Origin of the sequence: Brucella thiophenivorans (assembly GCF_002252445.1) — a bacterium.
Lineage (GTDB): Bacteria > Pseudomonadota > Alphaproteobacteria > Rhizobiales > Rhizobiaceae > Brucella > Brucella thiophenivorans.
Genome location: NZ_NNRJ01000018.1, coordinates 59,962 through 78,682, shown reverse-complemented (window position 1 = coordinate 78,682; position 18,721 = coordinate 59,962). Strand labels below are relative to the sequence as shown.

Sequence of the window (18,721 nt, the reverse complement as noted above, 5' to 3'; positions counted from 1 at the left end):
CAACACGCACGGGGCTTTTCTACAAACCAATTTTAGCGGCGCTTGAAAATAGGAGGCCGTTTTTCCTTAAAAGCCGCCCGGCCCTCTTGTGCATCAGCCGTTGCAAAGCAAATCGTTTGCAAGTCGCGCTCATACTCGATGGCTTTTTCAAGCGGCATCGAAACGGCGGCCTTGAGATTAAGCTTTGCAGTTTCAGCAGCAATCGGTGCGCGTGATGCAATCACACCCGCGATTTCACGCGCACGTTTGAGCAAATCCGCCGGTGGGACCACCTCACTGACCAGTCCCCAGCGCTCGGCTTTTTCCGCCGAAATCGGATCACCGGTCATGACCATCAATGCCGCATTGGATGCGCCGACGGAATGGGCGAGATGCGCTGCCATGCCACCGCCGCCAATCCAGCCCAGCTTGATTTCAGGTGCTGCAAATTGCGCATTGTCCGAAGCAATGCGAATATCGCAGGACATTGCCGTTTCCAGTCCACCGCCAAAGGCATAGCCGTTAACGGCTGCAATGGACGGCTTGAGGAGCGCGCGAAACGCATCGCAATAATCCGGGCGGTTGCGAAACTGCCAGGGCGTTTCATAGGTGTCGAGTTCGCGAATATCGGAACCTGCACAGAAGGCACGCTCGCCAGCGCCAGTAAGAATAACGCAACGGATCGTGTCGCTGTCATTACATTCGGTGACGGCAGCCACAATCGCATCCGCCATTTCCGGCGTAACCGCATTGAGTTTTTGCGGACGGTTAAGCGTGATGACAGCCACGGCTCCATGGACTTCAAATTTTACGTCGTCGGTCATAAAACCCTACCTTTCACCACCATTTACACGCGAAGCGGCATAAAGAGACTGGAGTTCGTTCAAAACTAAGTCAGCCGAGCGCCGCTCATCAAACGCAGCACCCAAAAGTACCGAAGCTTTCCCCTGAAAAGCGATGTAGCCATCATGACGCGGACGCACATAGGCCTGCTCCAGCGTATCCGCAGTGTTGCGATAAAAATCGCCCCAGCGCGCATTAACACGTTCGTCAGCCCAGGCATCGCGGCGCGATGGCTGACCGTCGTGATCAGGAATGAAACTGCATTGTGCCTCGCGGCTCAGGAGCCACAGAAGATGATCTTTCAATTCCGGCGTCACGTTACAACTTCGCGAAATCCCGATGCCTGTGCCTCCTAGTGTCGAACCCGGACGGCCATTTGCAGCCAAGCGTGGCGCATTGTGAAAAGCCAGCGGATGACCGCTTTGTGGAGCCGCATAATTCACATAGCCGTAGACCAGCGGACAAAGCGCGACATCGTCATTTACTGCCATATGGCCAAGTATGCCGATAGGATTTTTCTGCCGCACCGATGCGGGGCTGCGAGCCGCAAGTTCGGCCATCAGATCATAGACTTGTCTGCCAGTCGCTTGTGAGACGAGAATATCAGGGTCTTTTTCGGCTGGCGGCTCGCCTAAGGCTGCCGCTATCGACAGAAACGAAAGGCAGGCGTGTGGTCCAGCAAGGGAAAGCGCAACTTTGCCGCTTTCACGCGAAAGCTTTGCAACCTCATCCCACGTCACTGGAACTTCGTCCAGGAGATCGGGCCGCAAAGCCATGACTTGCGTTGCGGCATCGAGCGGCAACGCCCAATGATTTCCCGCAAAGCGATAGCTGGTCAGCGAAGGGCCAATACTTGCATCAGCAAGTGCTGCAAGTGTCTCTTGTCCAAAGACCTCCTCAAGCGAAAGAAGACATTTGCCATCAACGGCTTCACCCACATGCGGATGATCGAGAACCACAAGATCATAACGCGCGCAAAGATCAGCAATCGGATGCGATTCAAAGCCTTCAAGCGGCTGCTTTTCCCAACTGATCAGAAGTCCTTCTCTTGCCATTTCCGGACGCTTGGCGGCTGCGGCCAATGCATTGAAACCACGCGGGTGATCCCAGGTGAGTGCCTTAATCACCTGCATTTCAGATTTTCCCCGAAACCACAGCGCCGGATTGCTCAAGCGCATCAATCTTATCTGTCGCGTAACCGGCCTCGGCCAAAATATCGCGCGTGTCCTGACCGGTGATCGGTGCACCGCGATCAACGGTTGATGGAGTCTTGGAGAAGCGGATCGGGAAGCCAGGCGTCTTCACCTTGCCTTCGGTCGGATGCTCATATTCGACAAATGTGCCGTTATGCTTGATCTGCTCGTCCTCAACGAGATCGCCATAGCCATAGACCGGACCGCACCAGATATCGGCAGCACGCAGCAGTTCGAGCCATTCCGCGGAGGTCTTCGTCTTGAGCTTCTCACGCGTCTTGGCAAAGATTTCATCGCGGCGAGCCCATGTATCGACTTCGTCATTCATGGTCAGAAAACTGTCTTCGCCAATCACTTCGCCGAGTGTTTTAAGCTTCGGAAATGCAACAATGATAAAACCGTCAGAGGTCGCAAAAGCACCATAAGGCGCGCGAATATAGACATGCGCATGCGGTTCGGCAGAACGCGTTTGCGGCTTGCCACCCACTGTGAAAACCGAGAGTTCCTGCATCTGGATTGTGGTGATGGCATCGAGCATATTGACCTGCACAAGCTGGCCCTCGCCGGTACGTTCGCGATGCAGAAGTGCAGCCAATGCGCCTTCAAAGGCAGTATAGGCGGTGATTGCATCAACAAGATACTGACCAGCCGCGGTTGGTGCTTCACCTTCACGACCGGCAGACAGCATGGCACCCGACATGCCCTGCAACACAAGGTCCTGTCCCGGGCGGTTCACGTACGGTCCATCTTCGCCATAGCCGGAAATCGAAACATAAATCAGTTTCGGATTGATCTTCGAAAGTGATTCATAATCGACGCCCAAACGCTTGGCGACACCCGGACGATAATTTTGCAAGAACACGTCGGCGGTTTTGACAAGATCTAGCAGGACCTGTTTGCCATCGGGCGACTTGAGATCAACCGCCAGCGAACGCTTGTTACGGTTGAGCGACAGGAAGGACACATTGATCTGATTGCCTTCTGCCCCACCAGCCGCCACATGGCGCTGCCATTCGCCTGTCGTTGGCTCAACCTTCACCACATCAGCCCCAAGATCACCGAGCCGCTGGGCCGCAAATGGGCCCGCCATGGCGATTGAACAATCCAAAACCCGATACCCAGTTAAAACGCCCATAGCGCTATCCTTACGACTCTCATTTGATCTGCAGAAAATTAACTTCTGTTGTTGATATTTCTAAAGTGAGCGCTAACATTTTTCAACAAGAATTTAGCGCAAAGATCAATCGATTATTCTTATCCGCTGGCTCTGATCTTCAGTTCAAAGCCAACATCGACAATATTTTGTACGGAAACCTCGCCGCGCATTCCCTCTAGCAAAAGCTTTGCGGCCTGACGGCCAATGCGAGCGGAGGGAACTGCAACCGTCGTCAATGGCGGCACGAGATGTTGGGAAAGCTCAAAGTCGCCAAAGCCAGTAATTGCCAGTTGTTCAGGCACATTTATGCCACGGCGCTGCGTTTCAAGCAGCGCGCCCGATGCCAGAATATCGCTTGAAAACATGATTGCATCGGCTTCCGGATACTGCGCGCGGACAAGAGCCAAAAGATCAACGCCCGATGTCATGACCAGCGGCATATCCGTTGCGATGGTCATGCGTGGCTTTTGATCGGAAAAACTATTCGCCATTTTTGCTTCAAATGCGGCACGGCGCTCTGCTGCACGGTTGTCACCCTTGCGCACAACACCGGCAAAAACGATATGGCGCTTGCCCGTTTCAAGCAGGTGATCAACCATGTTACCAATGGCGTTAGCATTGGAAAATCCCACCAGCCGATCAAGCGGACGATCCGTCATATCCCAGCTTTCAACAATAGGAATTTCCGCGCGTTTAAGCAGTGCGATACTGCCTTTGGTATGTTGCGTACCAATGAGAAAAATACCATCTGGGCGCCGTCCGAGCAGGCTGCGGATAATCTCTTCCTCGCGTTCTTGACTATAATCGGTGTTGCCCAGGAAAATCTGATAGCCAGCTCGATGCAGCACGTCAGAAAAGTGCTGAATTGTATCAGCAAAAACCGAAGCGGACAGCGTCGGGATAATCGCGGCAACCGTATTGCTTTTATGCGATGCAAGATGGCTTGCAGCCAAATTATGCACGTAATGCGTCTTCTCGATTGCATCCTGAATGATCTTGCGCTTTTCCGGCGTCACTGTGTCCGGGTATCGCAGCGTGCGCGACACGGTCTGCATGGAAACACCCGCGGCCGCAGCCACATCGGCCATGGTGACACCTGAGCCTTTGCGTCGGCTTTTTCTGGGAAGCGCTTTTTCGCCTGTCAAAGATAAAAGAACCCTACAAAAGAGTAATACCGCTATGGCTGCATCTTTTCCTAATCCATCACCCGGATCAGGTAAACGCAAAAATGCCTTCCATAGAAAACAGGCCCGTTTTAATGCATTACCCAGCCGCCATCCACATTCAAGGTCTGCCCTGTGATAAACCCGGCTTCATCCGAAGCCAAAAACATCAGCGCGGAAGCAATATCTTTGGACGACCCGCGGCGCTTCACTGCTTGATGCTCAAGTACGAACTTTGTGTAGCCGTCTGGATCAGGATGAATTTTCTCGGCATCTGTCGGAAATGCACCCGGCGCAATTGCGTTGACGGTAATGCCATAGCCACCAAATTCGCGCGCCCATGCCCGCGCAAGCCCGATCAAAGCACCTTTCGACTGCACATAAGGCGACAACAGTGCCCAGCCGCCATAGGCTGTGACGCTTGCAATATTAATGATACGGCCCCATCCTTTTTCGCGCATATGCGGCAGCGCTACCTGAACGCAAACAATGCCCGCATCAACATTGATGTGCTGCACCTTCTGCATTTCCTCAAGCGTATAGTCCTCAAACGACTTGGACGGATAGATCGCAGCATTGTTGATCACGACATCAAAGCCGCCAGCCTCAAGGCTAATCTCTTCTAATGCGCGGCGAAGTGCAGACAATTCAGACAGGTCAAGTGCGTGGATCGAAAGCCCGCCCAGACCTTCGCCCTCGGCTTTGCTTTTCAGCTCTTCGATTTTTTTCCGGTTGTGATCGATAGCCACAACCCGCGCACCGGCACGCAAAAAATTCAACGTGGTTTCAAGTCCGAGGCCACCTGCAGCGCCTGTATAAAGAATGGTTTTACCTGCTACTGAAAACATGGATGCACTGCTCATGAACGGCCTCCAATGGCAATGTGATTACCGGATGGCACCGGATATTCTTCTTCTGGCTGCCTAGCGATTGCGGCAATTCGTGTTTCGGTTTCCGCAATGCTCGCCGCATCACCAAGAATACGGAACGTACTGTCGTAGCGACGTTCTTCTCCATGTTCGAGCCAGATCAGCTCGTTGCGATCGCGTGCAGCACCGTGCCCCTGAACGTGATTTGTTGCAGGCTCGATGCCTAGTGCATATTGCCCGGCTTGCAGGTTCTGCCATTCATACATGCAAGGGAACTGATCCTTGCGTGTTATAACTTCAAAGCCGATGCCCAGCCGATCATTGACCAGCGCAACAGGCACTTCGCCATTGGCGTCTGCACCCATTTCATGCTGCCAGACCTGTTCATGGAAATTCATCTGCGGTGCAGGCAGTGAGCGATAGCCAACGCCCTGTTTTTCATAATCTTCACCCGCGTGAGCGGCCCAGACCACATCCTTGAGCGGTGCCAGATAACGCGAACCCTCGGCAAGAACCGGATGACCAACATTGATATGGTAGCAATACATATGCGGCGTGCGGTAAAAACCGCGATTGGTCACGCGATCCGTCAGTTTGATGTCGTTGGTGCCAGCCTTAATTTCGATGCGACGCGTCAGTTCCAGATGCTCGCCAAAGACCGTCCCTTGGGTCACAACGCCTTCGCACCAGAGATAGCATTCATCGCCTTCCCAGCGCTCGCCATAGCCTGTGAGTTTGGCCGGAATGGTGCCAACGCGACCATGAATGGAATGCTTGATTGTCTCACGCGGTTTATAATTATAATGGCCGGCTGGTTCGTCATACATGAAGAGGATATGGTCAAGACCGCAAGTCACCAGAAGGCCGGAGAATGAGCGCATCCAGCCAAGACCGCCTTCGCCTTCATATTCATGAAGACCCGGATGACGGAAACCAGACGGTGAATTCCAGCCGATAGCCATGCCACGATATTCGCAATCGGCAATATCCATGGCGCGGTCCACGAGAACGGTGAAGCGCAAGCCAGTGCCAGAACGGAACTCCAGCATTCTTATGCCGCGTTCCAGTCCGTCTTCGAGCACCATGAGGCGTACGCCAGCAAATTGCGCAAAGGAACCGCTGCAAGCTGCAATATCGCGACGCGACTTCGCCTCTCCGTAAAGCTTCACCATTTTCAAACCTTAGATACTGAGGCTTACAGCCACTTCATTTAAAATGGCGGTCGATGCAAACTCTTATGTTAAAGCATCGGCCGCCCCATCCCGCCCGAGGTGGTATCAGAGTCCCTGCGCGCGCAGTTTGCCGTCGAGGAATTTCTTCGCACGCGGCACATCCGCCTCATCAAGATGCTCGATGATCATCGGAATGTTTGGATGTTTCTGCGCCAGACGCTTGAGATAAAGATCATAGTTCAGCGAACCAAGACCCGGAGCAGGCAATTCAATTTCGCCGACGCCGCGGAAAGTATGGCTTTCAAGAGCTTCAGCATCGCCAATGTCGGCATGCTTTTCACTCTTGTCATCGCCAGAGCGCTTAACGTCCTTGGCATGACCAATTTTGATCTTATCGCTTAGCGTATCGAAAACCTGATTGAGGATTTCATCCATACGATCGATATTGTGCGTCTCGAAATAATTGGTTGGGTCCATCAGCAGACCAAGGCCCGGATGATCGACTTGAGCAAACATTTTTACTGTTTCTTCAACAGAACCGACGACGTTGTTCACATAGGTTTCGAGAAGAAACACTGCGCCATGATCATAGGCAAACTGCGACAGATCCGCGATGACCTTGCGGCATTCTTCAAAGCCTTCTTCGGTCTTGTTCTTGGGATGATGGACCCAGTCAGACTCTGTGTTGTAAGTGCCGGTTTCTGAAATCACATAAGGCGTGCCGAGATACTGCGCGTGGCGGATAATCTCCTTGAGATAACCCACGCGACGTTCGCGCTCAGCCTTGTCGGGATGAATGATGTTCGTATAACCGGAAATGCACGAAATCGGCAGATTATGATCGCGGAATGTCTCGCGAATTTTAATGCACTTATCCTTGGTGATCTGACCAGCACTAAGATCAATATCCTTGAAATGCATATCCAGCTGGACAGTATTGAAGTCAAGCGCACGGATCTTTTTTGCTGTTTCCTCAAGCGAATAAGGGAAATAGCCGCTGAAAATGCCAACCTGCATCATGTTAGAAATCCTCCCATTTAAATGATTATTTAATCGATATTTCAGACAGTCTGACCGTGCGGCCTTCATCGATGGACTTGTAACCAGCCTCGATAAGCGCAACCGTTTTCACATTGTCAGCAACCGACAAAGCGGGCGGCTCGCCGGAATGAAGCGCATATTGCAACTGCTCCATCACGCCGATGAAAGCATGCGGGAACCACATGGTGTCCCATTGAGGGCTGACCCATTTGCCGTCCGTCGTCTTTTTGGAAGCATAGGTCAGGGTTGATGGCGACCCATCCGGCCAGCCAATCGTTCCTTTTGCCACGCCCTCGGTGCCTTCGACGCGCCATTTGATGTAAATATCGCTGTCAAAGCCCTCTTCGCGCGGACCTGACCAGACGTCCTCCATCGAAACAGCCATCACGCCGCTTGGAAACATCAGCGTCGAAACGGTGATACCGTCCTTATGCTCAAATTTCGTGCGCGGATCGGTACGTGTCAGCGTGGTGATGGTGTCAGGCTCGCCAAACAGGAAACGCAACACATCCAGATGATGTACGCTCATATTGGACAGCGTGAGACGATCGTAATCTTCAAGAAAAGCCTGCCAATGCGGGATAGCGCGCATTTCAATGGTCGCCATGACCGGCGTGCCAAGTTCACCCTTATCGAGGATTTGCTTGAGAACACGCATTGACTGATCGTAGCGCATGTTCTGATTGACGGAGAGAATTTTACCAGCTTTTGCCGCTTCATCGCGCAGTGCAATGGCTTCTTCGAGCGTCAGAGCCAGCGGCTTTTGCGCGAGAACGCCCTTGATATGCGGCTCTGCCAACGCTTTGCGGATCAGTGCCGGTTGCTGATCTGGCGGATAGGCAATATCAATAATTTCAATATTGTCGTCAGCGATCAGCGCTTCAGGCGTGTCGTGAACATTAGCAATCCCCCAGCGCTCGGCAACCTCTGCGGCCTTTGATCTGGTGCGCGAAGCGATGGCTGCAACGTTAAAACCTGCCTGCTTATAGGCGGCAAGATGGCACTCGGCCATGATCATGCCCGCACCGATGCAACCAATCTTGAAATCCCGAACCCGAACCTGCGGATCAGGGGCAAAGCCCTGCGCTGCGCTCATACATTCCTCCCATGACATGCGACATCAAGAAGAACCTTGAATGGCTCCGCCCAATGAAATCGACCTCCATCGACACGGAGCGAATTATTGAAGATAGCTTTAGAAGGTGTCAACATCACAACAAATCATTTTACATCATTAGCAATCTTTTTTGATCGGAAAATGATCTCAACGACAATTTTATCTGCTTTTATACGTGCAAATGATGGTTTTTGATGTAAATTAAACATCAAGAATGCGTAGAATTGAGGAATCAGGCTTGCGATCAAAAATTACAGATGTTGCCAAGGCGGCAGGCGTATCGACTGCGACTGTCGATCGTGTCCTAAACAACCGTGCGGGTGTGAGCAACCGAACGCGGGAAATCGTGTTCAATGCAGCGCATAGTCTTGGCTATATCGCAGGAACACTGAGCGAAGAAACCGTTCCATTGAAATCAATCAAGCTCGCCTTTGTACTCCCCGCAGGAACCAACACATTCATAGCCAATCTGCATGACCAGATCGCCAAGCAGGCACTGTTGCAGCCAGAAATTGATGTGACCATACACAGCGTCGAAGGTTTCAACCCGGATACGCTGGCGCAAGCCTTGGAAAACCTGAAGGGCAAAGCGCACGGCGTCGGCGTCATTGCGCTTGATCATCCAAGCGTGCGCGAAGCAATGCGTTCGCTCGCCCAGTCCGGCATTCCTATTGTGACGATTGCCTCTGATATTCTGCATGTGCCGCGCATCCGTTACATCGGCATCGATAATCGCGCAGCAGGCCGTCTTGGCGGCTATATTCTGGGACGTTTTCTGGGAAAATCCAGAGGAAGCAAGATTGCGCTTTTTGCAGGGTCGCTCTCATATCGCGGCCATGAAGAGCGCGAAATGGGCTTTCGCCGCGCCATTTCGGAGGAATTTCCGCATCTCAACATCGTTGAACTCAACGAAATCGAAGATGACCGAGAGCGCGCCTATAGCGAAACGACTGCTGTCCTTAAACGCCATGCAGACCTTGCTGGCATTTATAATCTTGGCGCAGGAAATCAGGGCATTGGACAGGCCTTGTCGGATGCAGGTAAATCCGGCGCTATCGTATTTATCGGGCATGAACTGACCGAAGACACCAAACGCTTCCTGCTCAATGGAACAATGGACGCAGTGATTGATCAGAACCCGCGTGTGGAAGCGCGTGAAGCCCTGTCAGTCCTGATCAACACCATCAAAAATCAGCCGTTCGATGAACATCCACCACGCATTCAGGTGATATTCAGAGAAAATATCCCCGAAAGCTGATGACGAATTACTTTGTATAAAGGTCTCGTGAGCGCTCCAGATGGTGACGCATGGCACCTTCGGCGCCATCGGCGTCTTTGGCGGCGATTCTATCAAGAATTTCCTCATGCTCGACGAGCGTGAAGTTTTCTTTACCCGTCCATATCAACATATGGGTATGATATTCACGCAGCCATGCGAGCATTGCTTCACTTAGGCCCACAAAGATCGGATTGCCCGAAATCTTCGCAATTCGAATGTGAAATTCCATATCGGCAGAGATGAATGCATCCGCATCGCCCAGCGACGTGCGCTGCCGATCAACGATTGCTTTCAGATCAGCAACATCCTGCGCGGTTGCCTTCAAAGTCGCTTCGCGCGCAATTCCACGCTCAAAGAAAATACGCGCATTCTTAAGATGCTCAAGCGAATCAATCGACTGTGCCAGCATGATTTTTGCTGTCGGATCAACCTGTTGAAAGATAGACCTCGCAGTGAGCTTCAAGACCTTTGCGCGCTCACCATGCGAAATGCTGACCAACCCCATTTTGGCGAGCGATTGCATAGCTTCACGGATCGCAGGACGGCCTACGCCAAAGCGTTCCATCAAGACACGCTCAGACGGCATCTCATCGCCGGGCATTAGTTCGCCCGACGTAATCATGTTTTCAAGCCGGTCAAAAACCTCATCGGATAATTTGCGGCGAACGATAGGTTCTATAGGCTTGTTCATTGCATCTCGCTGCTCACGCACGTTCTCCTCTTATGCATCGTCAAGCGACCAGATAAAAGCTGTTACCCACTTTCTCGTGAATGGGCTAACAATTTTCCACTTGCAGATATTGGAATACTCATTATACCAGTTCGCACTCGGAGCCAAGCGCTTCAGTCGCATCCTTGAAAGCGAGGAGAAACTTTCGGGGCGATGCGCGAAATAAACTGTCGGAGCATTTCTGACATGGGTGGAAACGAGAGCGGATCCCGAAAAGTGTGAAACGATTTTCGGAAAAGATGCGCTTTAAAACAAGCAGCGAGCGACAAAAAATCCGATGAATATCTGTCTGACCTATCGCATTGAGACAACCGGCAGCATCGAACAGATGGCAGCCAAGATCGCCAGCGATCAGTCAACCGGCACTTTTGTCGCCCTTCCTGGCGAGACAGAAGAACTCAAAGCTCGCGTTGCAGCGCGTGTTCTGGAAATTCGCCCGCTCGAAGATGCAACAGTTCCCGCTTGGCCAGAACTTGAACCCGGACACGGCCCAATTAAGCGCGCCGATGTTGATATTTCTTTTCCGCTTGATGCGGTCGGCACCGACCTTGCAGCGCTGATGACCATTGCTGTTGGCGGTGTTTACTCGATCAAGGGCATGACCGGCATTCGCGTTGTCGATATGAAGTTGCCGGAAGCCTTCAAGAATGCGCATCCTGGCCCACAATTCGGCATTGCCGGAAGCCGTCGTCTGACAGGCGTCGAAAAGCGCCCGATCATCGGCACGATCGTTAAGCCAGCGCTTGGTCTACGTCCGCAGGAGACAGCAGAACTCGTCGGCGAACTTATTGAATCGGGCGTTGATTTCATCAAGGACGATGAAAAGCTGATGAGTCCGGTCTATTCGCCGCTTAAAGAGCGCATTGCAGCGATCATGCCGCTTATTCTCAATCATGAACAGAAGACAGGTAAAAAGGTCATGTATGCGTTTGGCATTTCGCATGCTGATCCTGATGAAATGATGCGCAATCATGACATGGTGCTAAAGGCTGGCGGCAATTGCGCCGTGGTCAACATCAACTCGGTCGGTTTTGGCGGCATGAGCTTCCTGCGCAAGCGCTCCGGCCTTGTTCTGCACGCACATCGCAATGGCTGGGATATTTTGACTCGCAATCCGGGCACTGGCATGGATTTCCGCGTCTATCAGCAGTTCTGGCGCTTGCTCGGCGTGGATCAGTTCCAGATCAACGGCATCCGCGTGAAATACTGGGAGCCTGACGAAAGCTTCGTTAATTCGTTCAAGGCCGTCAGTACGCCGCTATTTGATCCATCCGATTGCCCGCTTCCCGTTGCCGGTTCCGGCCAATGGGGCGGACAGGCACCGGAAACCTATGAGCGCACAGGCCGCACGACGGACCTGCTTTATCTTTGCGGCGGCGGCATTGTCAGCCATCCCGGCGGACCAGCATCGGGCGTTCGCGCCGTGCAGCAGGCATGGGAAGCAGCAGTCGCGGGCATTCCACTCGAAACTTACGCAACGGACCATCCTGAACTTGCGGCTTCGCTTGCGAAGTTCGGCCCCGTTAACGCAAATGGGGGAGGCGAATAATGTCAAAAGCACCTCACGATCTTCTTCTCTCTTATTACGGCGACGATCTCACCGGCTCCACCGACGTTATGGAGGCCATGGCATCCAATGGTGTCGATACCGTTCTGTTCATGAATGTGCCGGACGAAGCGCTGCTTTCGCGCTTTTCGCATTGCAAGGCGATTGGCCTCGCTGGCACCAGCCGCAGCGAGACGCCGGAATGGATGCAGGAAAATCTCACGCCTGCATTCAACTGGCTAAAAAGCCTTAATGCAGCGATTGTGCATTACAAAGTCTGCTCGACATTCGATTCTGCACCGAAGGTGGGCAATATCGGCAAGGCTGTCGAAATAGGCAAAGCGATCTTCGATCAGGCCTATGTGCCGGTGATTGTCGGCGCACCGCAATTGAAGCGCTACACGTCCTTTGGTAATCTGTTTGCGGCTTATCAGGGCGAAGTCTATCGCATCGACCGTCATCCGGTCATGAGCCGTCATCCGGTTACACCCATGCATGAAGCCGACCTGCGCGTGCATCTCGCTCAGCAGACGGCGCTTAAAACCGTACTTGCCGACCTCGTAGCGCTTTCAGCCGCCGATGCAAATGACCTTGTAGACGCGATTGTCAAAGATGCTGACGGCATGTTGCTGCTTGATGTGGACAGCCGCGAAAGCCAGTTGCAGGCAGGCGAACAACTCTGGCGTCTGCGGCCTGATGCTGGCTGGTTCGTTGCTGGCTCGTCAGGCGTTGAATATGCGCTTTTGGCTGCATGGGCAAAGGCCGGACTGATCGGCACTACAAAAGAATTCCCACTTCCCGGCAAAGCTGACCGCATTGCGGTTGTTTCGGGCAGCGTATCACCGACAACTGAACGCCAGATCCGTCATGCGACGGCATCAGGATTCACCGGCATTGATCTTAATCCGCTCGATCTGCTTGGCGAAAACAGCAATCAGGCAATCGAAACTGCCATCGCTCAGGGTCAGCAGGCACTTCAGCAGGGTAACAGCGTGATCTTGAACACGGCGCTTGGTCCATCGGCTGATCGTGGAACCGAAATCGATAAGATCACAGGCAGCCGACACAAGCTGGCACGCAGCCTCGGCTTCATCCTCCGCAGCCTTGTTGAGCGCGAAAAACTTACCCGCGCTGTAATCGCAGGCGGCGATACTTCCAGCCACGCATTGCGTGAATTGCATGTCGATGCACTCACCACGCTTCTGCCGCTGCCACAAACACCGGGGTCGCCGCTTTGTACGGCGCACGGCGCTCACCCCGCCACCAACGGCCTACAGATTGCCCTTAAGGGCGGTCAGGTCGGTTCTGACGGATATTTCAGCCAGATTCGTGACGGTCTCACCGCTTAAATCTGGAATACTCATTGACTGGTTATACCAGTTAAGCTACCAAAACTACGGGAAGGAAATACAATCATGACAGCTATTGCTCTGTTCGGCGCAGGTGGCAAGATGGGCTACCGTCTGGCCAAGAACCTTAAAGGTTCGCGCTTTGACGTTCGTCACATCGAAGTCAGCGAAGTCGGTAAAGCACGTCTGAAGGACGATCTCGGCCTAGATACAGTCGATGTTGATGCAGGTCTTGAAGGCGCAGAAGTCGTTATCCTGGCTGTTCCAGATACCATCATCGGTAAAGTTGCAGCAGGCATCGTTGACAAGCTGAAGCCAGGCACCATGGTTGTTGCACTCGATGCAGCAGCACCATTCGCCGGTCACCTGCCAGAACGCGCAGACCTCACCTATTTCGTCACGCATCCTTGCCATCCGCCAATCTTCAACGATGAAACCGATCCTGCTGCAAAGCGCGATTTCTTCGGCGGTATTGCTGCCAAGCAGCACATCGTTTCGGCTCTGATGCAGGGTCCGGAAGAAGCCTATGCACTCGGCGAAGAAGTCGCCAAGGTCATCTGGGCTCCTGTCATGCGCTCGCACCGCGTCACTGTTGAGCAGCTCGCAATTCTTGAGCCAGGCCTTTCGGAAACCGTTGCAGCTTCGCTTCTCGTTGTTATGAAGCAGGCCATGGACGAAACCGTTCGTCGCGGCGTTCCTGAAGAAGCAGCACGCGACTTCCTGCTCGGCCACATGAATGTTCTGGGCGCTGTCATCTTTGGCGAAGTTCAGGGCGTGTTCTCGGATGCATGCAACAAGGCAATCGAATTCGGCATTCCAGCGCTGATGCGCGACGATTGGAAAAACGTTTTCGAACCAGAAGAAATTGCAGAAAGCATTCGTCGCATCACGTAATATCTATCGGGGAGAGCGCAAGCTCTCCCTTCACTGCCTCTTGGGAAATGGGGCTTTAATTGGGAGGAAAACATGAAGTTTACACGTAGGACAATTGCGCGCGGTTTTGCCGTAGCAGCTCTTTCGGCCACCTTGGCAGGTGGCGCGGTCATGCCGGCCTGGGCAGCAGACCTTATCGCGATCATCACGCCATCGCATGACAATCCATTCTTTAAAGCGGAAGCCGTTGGCGCTGAAGCAAAAGCCAAGGAACTTGGCTACGAAACACTTATCCTCGTGCATGATGACGATGCCAACAAGCAGTCGCAGCTTGTCGACACGGCAATCGGCCGTGGCGCAAAAGCCATCATTCTCGACAATGCCGGTTCAGAAGCGTCAATCGCTGCTGTTCAGAAGGCAAAAGATGCTGGCATTCCATCCTTCCTGATCGACCGCGAAATCAACGCGACCGGCATTGCCGTCTCCCAGATTGTTTCCAACAATTATCAGGGTGCGCAGCTCGGCGCGGAAGAATTCGTGAAGCTGATGGGCGAAGAAGGCAATTACGTTGAATTGCTGGGCCGCGAAGCAGATCTGAATGCTGGTATCCGCTCCAAGGGCTATCACGATGTGATCGATGATTATCCTGATCTGAAGATGGTTGCACAGCAGTCGGCCAACTGGAGCCAGCCAGAAGCCTTCACCAAGATGCAGAGTATTTTGCAGGCAAACCCGGATATTAAGGGCGTTATCGCTGGTAACGACACTATGGCCATGGGTGCATGGGCAGCGCTTGAAGCAGCTGGCCGCAAGGATGTAATCGTTGTCGGCTTCGACGGCTCGAACGATGTTCGTGACTCGATCAAGGCAGGCGGCATCAAGGCAACCGTTCTCCAGCCAGCCTTCGCACAGGCACAGATGGCAGTTATTCAGGCTGATGAATACATCAAGACCGGCAAAGGCCCAGCTGAAGAAAAGCAGCTGATGGATTGCGTTCTGATCAACGCTGACAATGCAGACAAGCTCGAAACCTTCGCTTTGAAGGACTAACTCCCAAGGCTTGCGAGGACGGGAGCGCCGACAAATGTTAGCGCTCCCAACAGCATTTCTTCTATCGAGGATATTCTCATGTCAGTGCTGAAGTCAGCTTCCATTGTCCTGCTGGCCTGCGGCGTCGCGCTTTCGGGCTGCAAGATCATCAAAACGCCAACAGCAGAAGAAGCCGCAGAAGCACGCGGCGATAATTTCAACCCGGATCGCTCGGTTGCCGAAATCTGGGAAAGCAAAGTCGTTCCTTATTTCGCAGAAAAATCCATATCGCTCGGCGAAGTGATGGATGCTGCCAATAGCAATCTTGATGAGGCTGGCGAAAAGTTCGGTCATCGCGAGAAGCAAGGCAATGCGCCATGGACCTTCGCAACCAAGCTTGAAGGCACTGTGGTTGACGCAGAAACCAAATCGCGTGCCGCCTATGTTGATGTGGACAGCAATGGCGACGGCAAAGCAGATGCGCGCGTTCAGATCGGGCCGACAGTGCGTGGCACTGCAATCCGCGACGCTCTTAAAATCGTCAACTTCAACGAATTTCGCAATCAGATTGAATGGGCGCAATTCGGTAAGTCGTTCAATATTCGTATAAACGACGAAACGCTTACAAAACTGCCGCGTGAAGAGCTGATCGGTATGAAAGTGACTGCAACCGGCGCTTTCTCGATGCCATCAAAGGGTCAGTTGCCGCTGTTCACCCCTGTTTCAATTTCCATGGAGAAATGATCCATGGAAGACGAAACACATAACAAGGACGACATCGTCCTCAGACTTGAGGACGTGTCGAAGGTCTATTCAGGCATTGTCGCGGTCAAGCGCGCCAATCTCGAATTGCGCCGTGGTTCAGTCAATGTGCTGGTTGGTGAAAATGGTGCTGGCAAATCTACGCTGATGAAAATCATCGCCGGTGTTGAACGTCCTACCATTGGCAAGATCATTCTCGACGGCGAAGAAGTATCCTTCGATAGCCCCGCTGACGCGCAAAAACGCGGCATTGCGATGATTTTTCAGGAACTGAACCTGTTTTCAAACATGTCAGTCGCGGAAAATATCTTTGCCAAGCGTGAAATCACTCGCGGCATACGCGGGATTGACCACAAGGCGCAGATCAAAAAGGCCAATGAATATCTCGACCGTCTGGATGCGGGCATTGATGCCCGAACCATGGTTGCAGACCTGCCGATCGGTCAGCAACAGCTCGTCGAAATTGCCAAAGCCATTTCGATTGATGCGCGTATCGTTATCATGGATGAGCCGACTTCGGCTCTTTCAGCCGCTGAAGTGGATATTCTCTTCAAGGTAATCGCAGACCTCAAAAGTCGCGGTGTGGCTATCGTCTATATCTCGCATCGTTTGGAAGAACTGATGCGCATTGGCGATTACATCACCGTGCTTCGTGATGGGCAGATTACCGGTCAGGAAGAAATCAAAAACATCAACACGCAATGGATTGTGCGGTCGATGATTGGCTCTGATGCCAAGGATTTCGCCAAGGCAGTGACGCACAAGATGGGTGGCGAAATGTTTCGCGCCGAAAACATCACCCTGCCTCGCGCAATTGGCGGTCTGGCTGTAGACAATGTATCGCTCAGCGTTCGTGCAGGTGAAGTGCTCGGAATTTACGGCCTTATGGGTGCCGGACGCTCCGAGTTCTTTGAATGCATCATGGGACAGCACGCGCATTCCACCGGCGAGATTTACATCGACGGCAAGAAAGTGACCGAGCGTGACACCACCCGTCGTATCAGACGCGGACTGGCGCTGATCCCTGAAGATCGGCAGCGCGAAGGTCTGGTGCAAATCTTGTCGATTGCCAGCAATCTGACACTGGCGAGCCTTGATCGTCTTGCGCGTTTTTTCCACATTTCGCCCAAGCGTGAAAAACAGGCCATCCAGGAAGCCATCAAAGATTTGGCGATCAAAGCGCCCAACCCTGATTTTGAGGTCACTTCAATGTCAGGCGGCAACCAGCAGAAGGTTGTTATCGGCAAGGCTTTGATGACCAATCCGAAAGTTCTGCTGATGGACGAGCCATCGCGCGGTATTGATGTTGGCGCAAAAGCTGACGTTTTCCGCACCATGCGCAGGCTTGCCGGTGAAGGGCTCGCTATTCTGTTTTCAACATCTGATCTGGAAGAAGTCATGGCGCTCTCCGATCGCATCGCGGTGCTCAGCAATGGGAAGCTGATTGCCATATTTGACCGCGAAAACGCGACAGAAGCCGACATTGTTGCCGCTTCGGCCAAGGGCCACGGACATGTCAACGACCATGACCAACAAACAAGGGAACTCGCGTCATGACAGCCAAAACCACGGCAGCCTCTGACCCAACCTTTTCGAGCGGTTCAGCTCTGCTGACGCTGATGAAACTGCGAACCTTTATTGCGCTTTTTGCAGTATTTATTTTCTTCGCATTCGCAGCACCAAACTTCCTTTCGACAGCCAATCTCATTTTGATGTCGAAGCACGTAGCTCTCAACGCATTCCTTGCGATGGGCATGACATTCGTCATTATCACCGGCGGCATCGATTTGTCGGTTGGCTCCATCGTCGGCCTTTGCGGCATGGTCGCTGGCGGCCTGTTGATCTACGGCATTGACCTTGGCATCGGCTACACGATGTATTTCAACGTGATTGAAATCTCACTTATCACGCTTGCAGTCGGTGTGGCCGTTGGCTTCGTCAACGGATTGCTCATAACGCGGCTCAATGTTGCGCCGTTCATCGCAACACTCGGAACGCTTTATGTCGCGCGCGGCTTGGCACTGCTATCATCCGACGGTCAGACCTTCCCGAACCTCGTCGGCCGTGAAGACCTCGGCACACAGGGCTTTGGTTTCCTGGGCGCGGGCAGCATTCTTGGATTGCCAGTGTCGATCTGGATTCTGGTCGTTGTCGCACTCGCAGCCGCTTATATCGCGCGTTACACGCCCCTTGGCCGACAGATTTTCGCCGTTGGCGGCAATGAACGTGCGGCGCGCATGTCCGGTATTCGCGTTGATCGCGTCAAGATGTTCGTTTACATGTTTTCGGGCTTCTGTGCGGCAATTGCAGGTCTTATCATCTCGTCAGAATTGATGGCGTCGCATCCGGCAACGGGTAACTCTTTCGAGCTGAACGCGATTGCTGCGGCAGTTCTGGGCGGCACCTCCATGTCAGGCGGACGCGGCACAATCGGCGGCACAATTATCGGTGCTTTCGTTATAGGTATTCTCTCCGACGGTCTGGTCATGATGGGCGTATCGTCCTTCTGGCAGATGGTCATCAAAGGGCTTGTCATCATCATTGCCGTGGTGGTCGATCAGGCACAGCGCCGCCTCCAGCAGCGCGTAACACTCATGCAAATGGCAAAAGCAGGATAAAA

At 53.0% G+C, this 18,721-nt stretch carries 17 protein-coding genes; 8 read left to right on the top strand and 9 right to left on the bottom strand.

Annotation, left to right across the window (positions count from 1 at the left end):
* Positions 1–32: 32 nt before the first annotated feature.
* The 8 genes from CEV31_RS09090 to CEV31_RS09055 form a co-directional block, all read right to left on the bottom strand.
* Positions 33–803: an enoyl-CoA hydratase/isomerase family protein gene (locus CEV31_RS09090; protein ID WP_094506754.1), complete on the bottom strand. Its 771-nt coding sequence runs from the start codon at positions 801–803 to the stop codon at positions 33–35.
* Between the two features lie 6 nt (positions 804–809).
* Complete coding sequence (locus tag CEV31_RS09085; protein ID WP_094506753.1) at positions 810–1,955, bottom strand: ABC transporter substrate-binding protein; 1,146 nt, start codon at positions 1,953–1,955, stop codon at positions 810–812.
* A 1-nt stretch (position 1,956) separates the two neighbouring features.
* Positions 1,957–3,150 (bottom strand): CaiB/BaiF CoA transferase family protein, encoded by a 1,194-nt coding sequence (locus CEV31_RS09080; protein ID WP_094506752.1) that lies wholly within the window; start codon positions 3,148–3,150, stop codon positions 1,957–1,959.
* Between the two features lie 119 nt (positions 3,151–3,269).
* On the bottom strand, positions 3,270–4,259 hold the full coding sequence (locus CEV31_RS09075; RefSeq protein ID WP_235818060.1) for a LacI family DNA-binding transcriptional regulator: 990 nt from the start codon (positions 4,257–4,259) through the stop codon (positions 3,270–3,272).
* 167 nt (positions 4,260–4,426) lie between these two features.
* Positions 4,427–5,197, bottom strand: a complete 771-nt coding sequence (locus tag CEV31_RS09070) for an SDR family NAD(P)-dependent oxidoreductase (RefSeq protein ID WP_094506750.1) — start codon at positions 5,195–5,197, stop codon at positions 4,427–4,429.
* The gene (locus tag CEV31_RS09065; RefSeq protein ID WP_094506749.1) at positions 5,194–6,375 is read right to left on the bottom strand and encodes an aldose 1-epimerase family protein; all 1,182 of its coding nucleotides are present in this window, start codon (positions 6,373–6,375) and stop codon (positions 5,194–5,196) included. The genes CEV31_RS09070 and CEV31_RS09065 overlap by 4 nt, the downstream gene beginning before the upstream one ends.
* Positions 6,376–6,480: 105 nt before the next feature.
* Positions 6,481–7,395: a sugar phosphate isomerase/epimerase family protein gene (locus CEV31_RS09060; protein ID WP_094506748.1), complete on the bottom strand. Its 915-nt coding sequence runs from the start codon at positions 7,393–7,395 to the stop codon at positions 6,481–6,483.
* Positions 7,396–7,420: 25 nt separating this feature from the next.
* Positions 7,421–8,512, bottom strand: a complete 1,092-nt coding sequence (locus CEV31_RS09055; RefSeq protein WP_094506747.1) for a Gfo/Idh/MocA family protein — start codon at positions 8,510–8,512, stop codon at positions 7,421–7,423.
* A gap of 259 nt (positions 8,513–8,771) precedes the next feature.
* Here CEV31_RS09055 and CEV31_RS09050 point away from each other — a divergent pair, with 259 nt between their 5' ends.
* On the top strand, positions 8,772–9,791 hold the full coding sequence (locus CEV31_RS09050) for a LacI family DNA-binding transcriptional regulator (protein ID WP_094506817.1): 1,020 nt from the start codon (positions 8,772–8,774) through the stop codon (positions 9,789–9,791).
* Between the two features lie 7 nt (positions 9,792–9,798).
* On the opposite strand, the gene CEV31_RS09045 is transcribed toward CEV31_RS09050, so the two are convergent.
* A complete protein-coding gene (locus tag CEV31_RS09045; protein ID WP_094506816.1) occupies positions 9,799–10,503 on the bottom strand; it encodes a transcriptional regulator NanR in 705 nt (234 codons plus the stop codon).
* Positions 10,504–10,819: 316 nt separating this feature from the next.
* On the opposite strand from CEV31_RS09045, the gene oiaX reads away from it, so the two are divergent.
* The 7 genes from oiaX to CEV31_RS09010 all read left to right on the top strand — a co-directional run bounded on the left by oiaX (position 10,820) and on the right by CEV31_RS09010 (position 18,719).
* Complete coding sequence (oiaX, locus tag CEV31_RS09040) at positions 10,820–12,091, top strand: 3-oxo-isoapionate-4-phosphate decarboxylase OiaX (protein WP_094506746.1); 1,272 nt, start codon at positions 10,820–10,822, stop codon at positions 12,089–12,091.
* Positions 12,091–13,437, top strand: coding sequence for a four-carbon acid sugar kinase family protein (locus CEV31_RS09035; RefSeq protein ID WP_094506745.1), 1,347 nt, complete (start codon positions 12,091–12,093; stop codon positions 13,435–13,437). Before oiaX ends, CEV31_RS09035 begins: the two co-directional genes overlap by 1 nt.
* A 66-nt stretch (positions 13,438–13,503) precedes the next feature.
* Positions 13,504–14,331, top strand: coding sequence for a phosphogluconate dehydrogenase C-terminal domain-containing protein (locus tag CEV31_RS09030; RefSeq protein WP_094506744.1), 828 nt, complete (start codon positions 13,504–13,506; stop codon positions 14,329–14,331).
* Positions 14,332–14,403: 72 nt separating this feature from the next.
* Positions 14,404–15,360 carry a D-ribose ABC transporter substrate-binding protein gene (locus CEV31_RS09025; RefSeq protein WP_094506743.1) on the top strand — a complete coding sequence of 319 codons (957 nt, stop codon included), beginning with the start codon at positions 14,404–14,406 and terminating at the stop codon, positions 15,358–15,360.
* Positions 15,361–15,438: 78 nt separating this feature from the next.
* Complete coding sequence (locus tag CEV31_RS09020; protein WP_094506742.1) at positions 15,439–16,083, top strand: DUF2291 family protein; 645 nt, start codon at positions 15,439–15,441, stop codon at positions 16,081–16,083.
* 3 nt (positions 16,084–16,086) lie between these two features.
* Positions 16,087–17,658 carry a sugar ABC transporter ATP-binding protein gene (locus CEV31_RS09015; RefSeq protein ID WP_094506741.1) on the top strand — a complete coding sequence of 524 codons (1,572 nt, stop codon included), beginning with the start codon at positions 16,087–16,089 and terminating at the stop codon, positions 17,656–17,658.
* A complete protein-coding gene (locus CEV31_RS09010) occupies positions 17,655–18,719 on the top strand; it encodes an ABC transporter permease (protein WP_094506740.1) in 1,065 nt (354 codons plus the stop codon). Before CEV31_RS09015 ends, CEV31_RS09010 begins: the two co-directional genes overlap by 4 nt.
* The last annotated feature ends 2 nt before the right edge of the window (positions 18,720–18,721 follow it).

Coding starts and splice junctions, on each gene's coding strand:
- CEV31_RS09090 (WP_094506754.1), bottom strand. CDS start 803: ATGACCGACGACGTAAAATTTGAAGTCCATGGAGCCGTGGCTGTCATC.
- CEV31_RS09085 (WP_094506753.1), bottom strand. CDS start 1,955: ATGCAGGTGATTAAGGCACTCACCTGGGATCACCCGCGTGGTTTCAAT.
- CEV31_RS09080 (WP_094506752.1), bottom strand. CDS start 3,150: ATGGGCGTTTTAACTGGGTATCGGGTTTTGGATTGTTCAATCGCCATG.
- CEV31_RS09075 (WP_235818060.1), bottom strand. CDS start 4,259: ATGGCCGATGTGGCTGCGGCCGCGGGTGTTTCCATGCAGACCGTGTCG.
- CEV31_RS09070 (WP_094506750.1), bottom strand. CDS start 5,197: ATGAGCAGTGCATCCATGTTTTCAGTAGCAGGTAAAACCATTCTTTAT.
- CEV31_RS09065 (WP_094506749.1), bottom strand. CDS start 6,375: ATGGTGAAGCTTTACGGAGAGGCGAAGTCGCGTCGCGATATTGCAGCT.
- CEV31_RS09060 (WP_094506748.1), bottom strand. CDS start 7,395: ATGATGCAGGTTGGCATTTTCAGCGGCTATTTCCCTTATTCGCTTGAG.
- CEV31_RS09055 (WP_094506747.1), bottom strand. CDS start 8,512: ATGAGCGCAGCGCAGGGCTTTGCCCCTGATCCGCAGGTTCGGGTTCGG.
- CEV31_RS09045 (WP_094506816.1), bottom strand. CDS start 10,503: ATGAACAAGCCTATAGAACCTATCGTTCGCCGCAAATTATCCGATGAG.
- oiaX (WP_094506746.1), top strand. CDS start 10,820: ATGAATATCTGTCTGACCTATCGCATTGAGACAACCGGCAGCATCGAA.
- CEV31_RS09035 (WP_094506745.1), top strand. CDS start 12,091: ATGTCAAAAGCACCTCACGATCTTCTTCTCTCTTATTACGGCGACGAT.
- CEV31_RS09030 (WP_094506744.1), top strand. CDS start 13,504: ATGACAGCTATTGCTCTGTTCGGCGCAGGTGGCAAGATGGGCTACCGT.
- CEV31_RS09025 (WP_094506743.1), top strand. CDS start 14,404: ATGAAGTTTACACGTAGGACAATTGCGCGCGGTTTTGCCGTAGCAGCT.
- CEV31_RS09020 (WP_094506742.1), top strand. CDS start 15,439: ATGTCAGTGCTGAAGTCAGCTTCCATTGTCCTGCTGGCCTGCGGCGTC.
- CEV31_RS09015 (WP_094506741.1), top strand. CDS start 16,087: ATGGAAGACGAAACACATAACAAGGACGACATCGTCCTCAGACTTGAG.
- CEV31_RS09010 (WP_094506740.1), top strand. CDS start 17,655: ATGACAGCCAAAACCACGGCAGCCTCTGACCCAACCTTTTCGAGCGGT.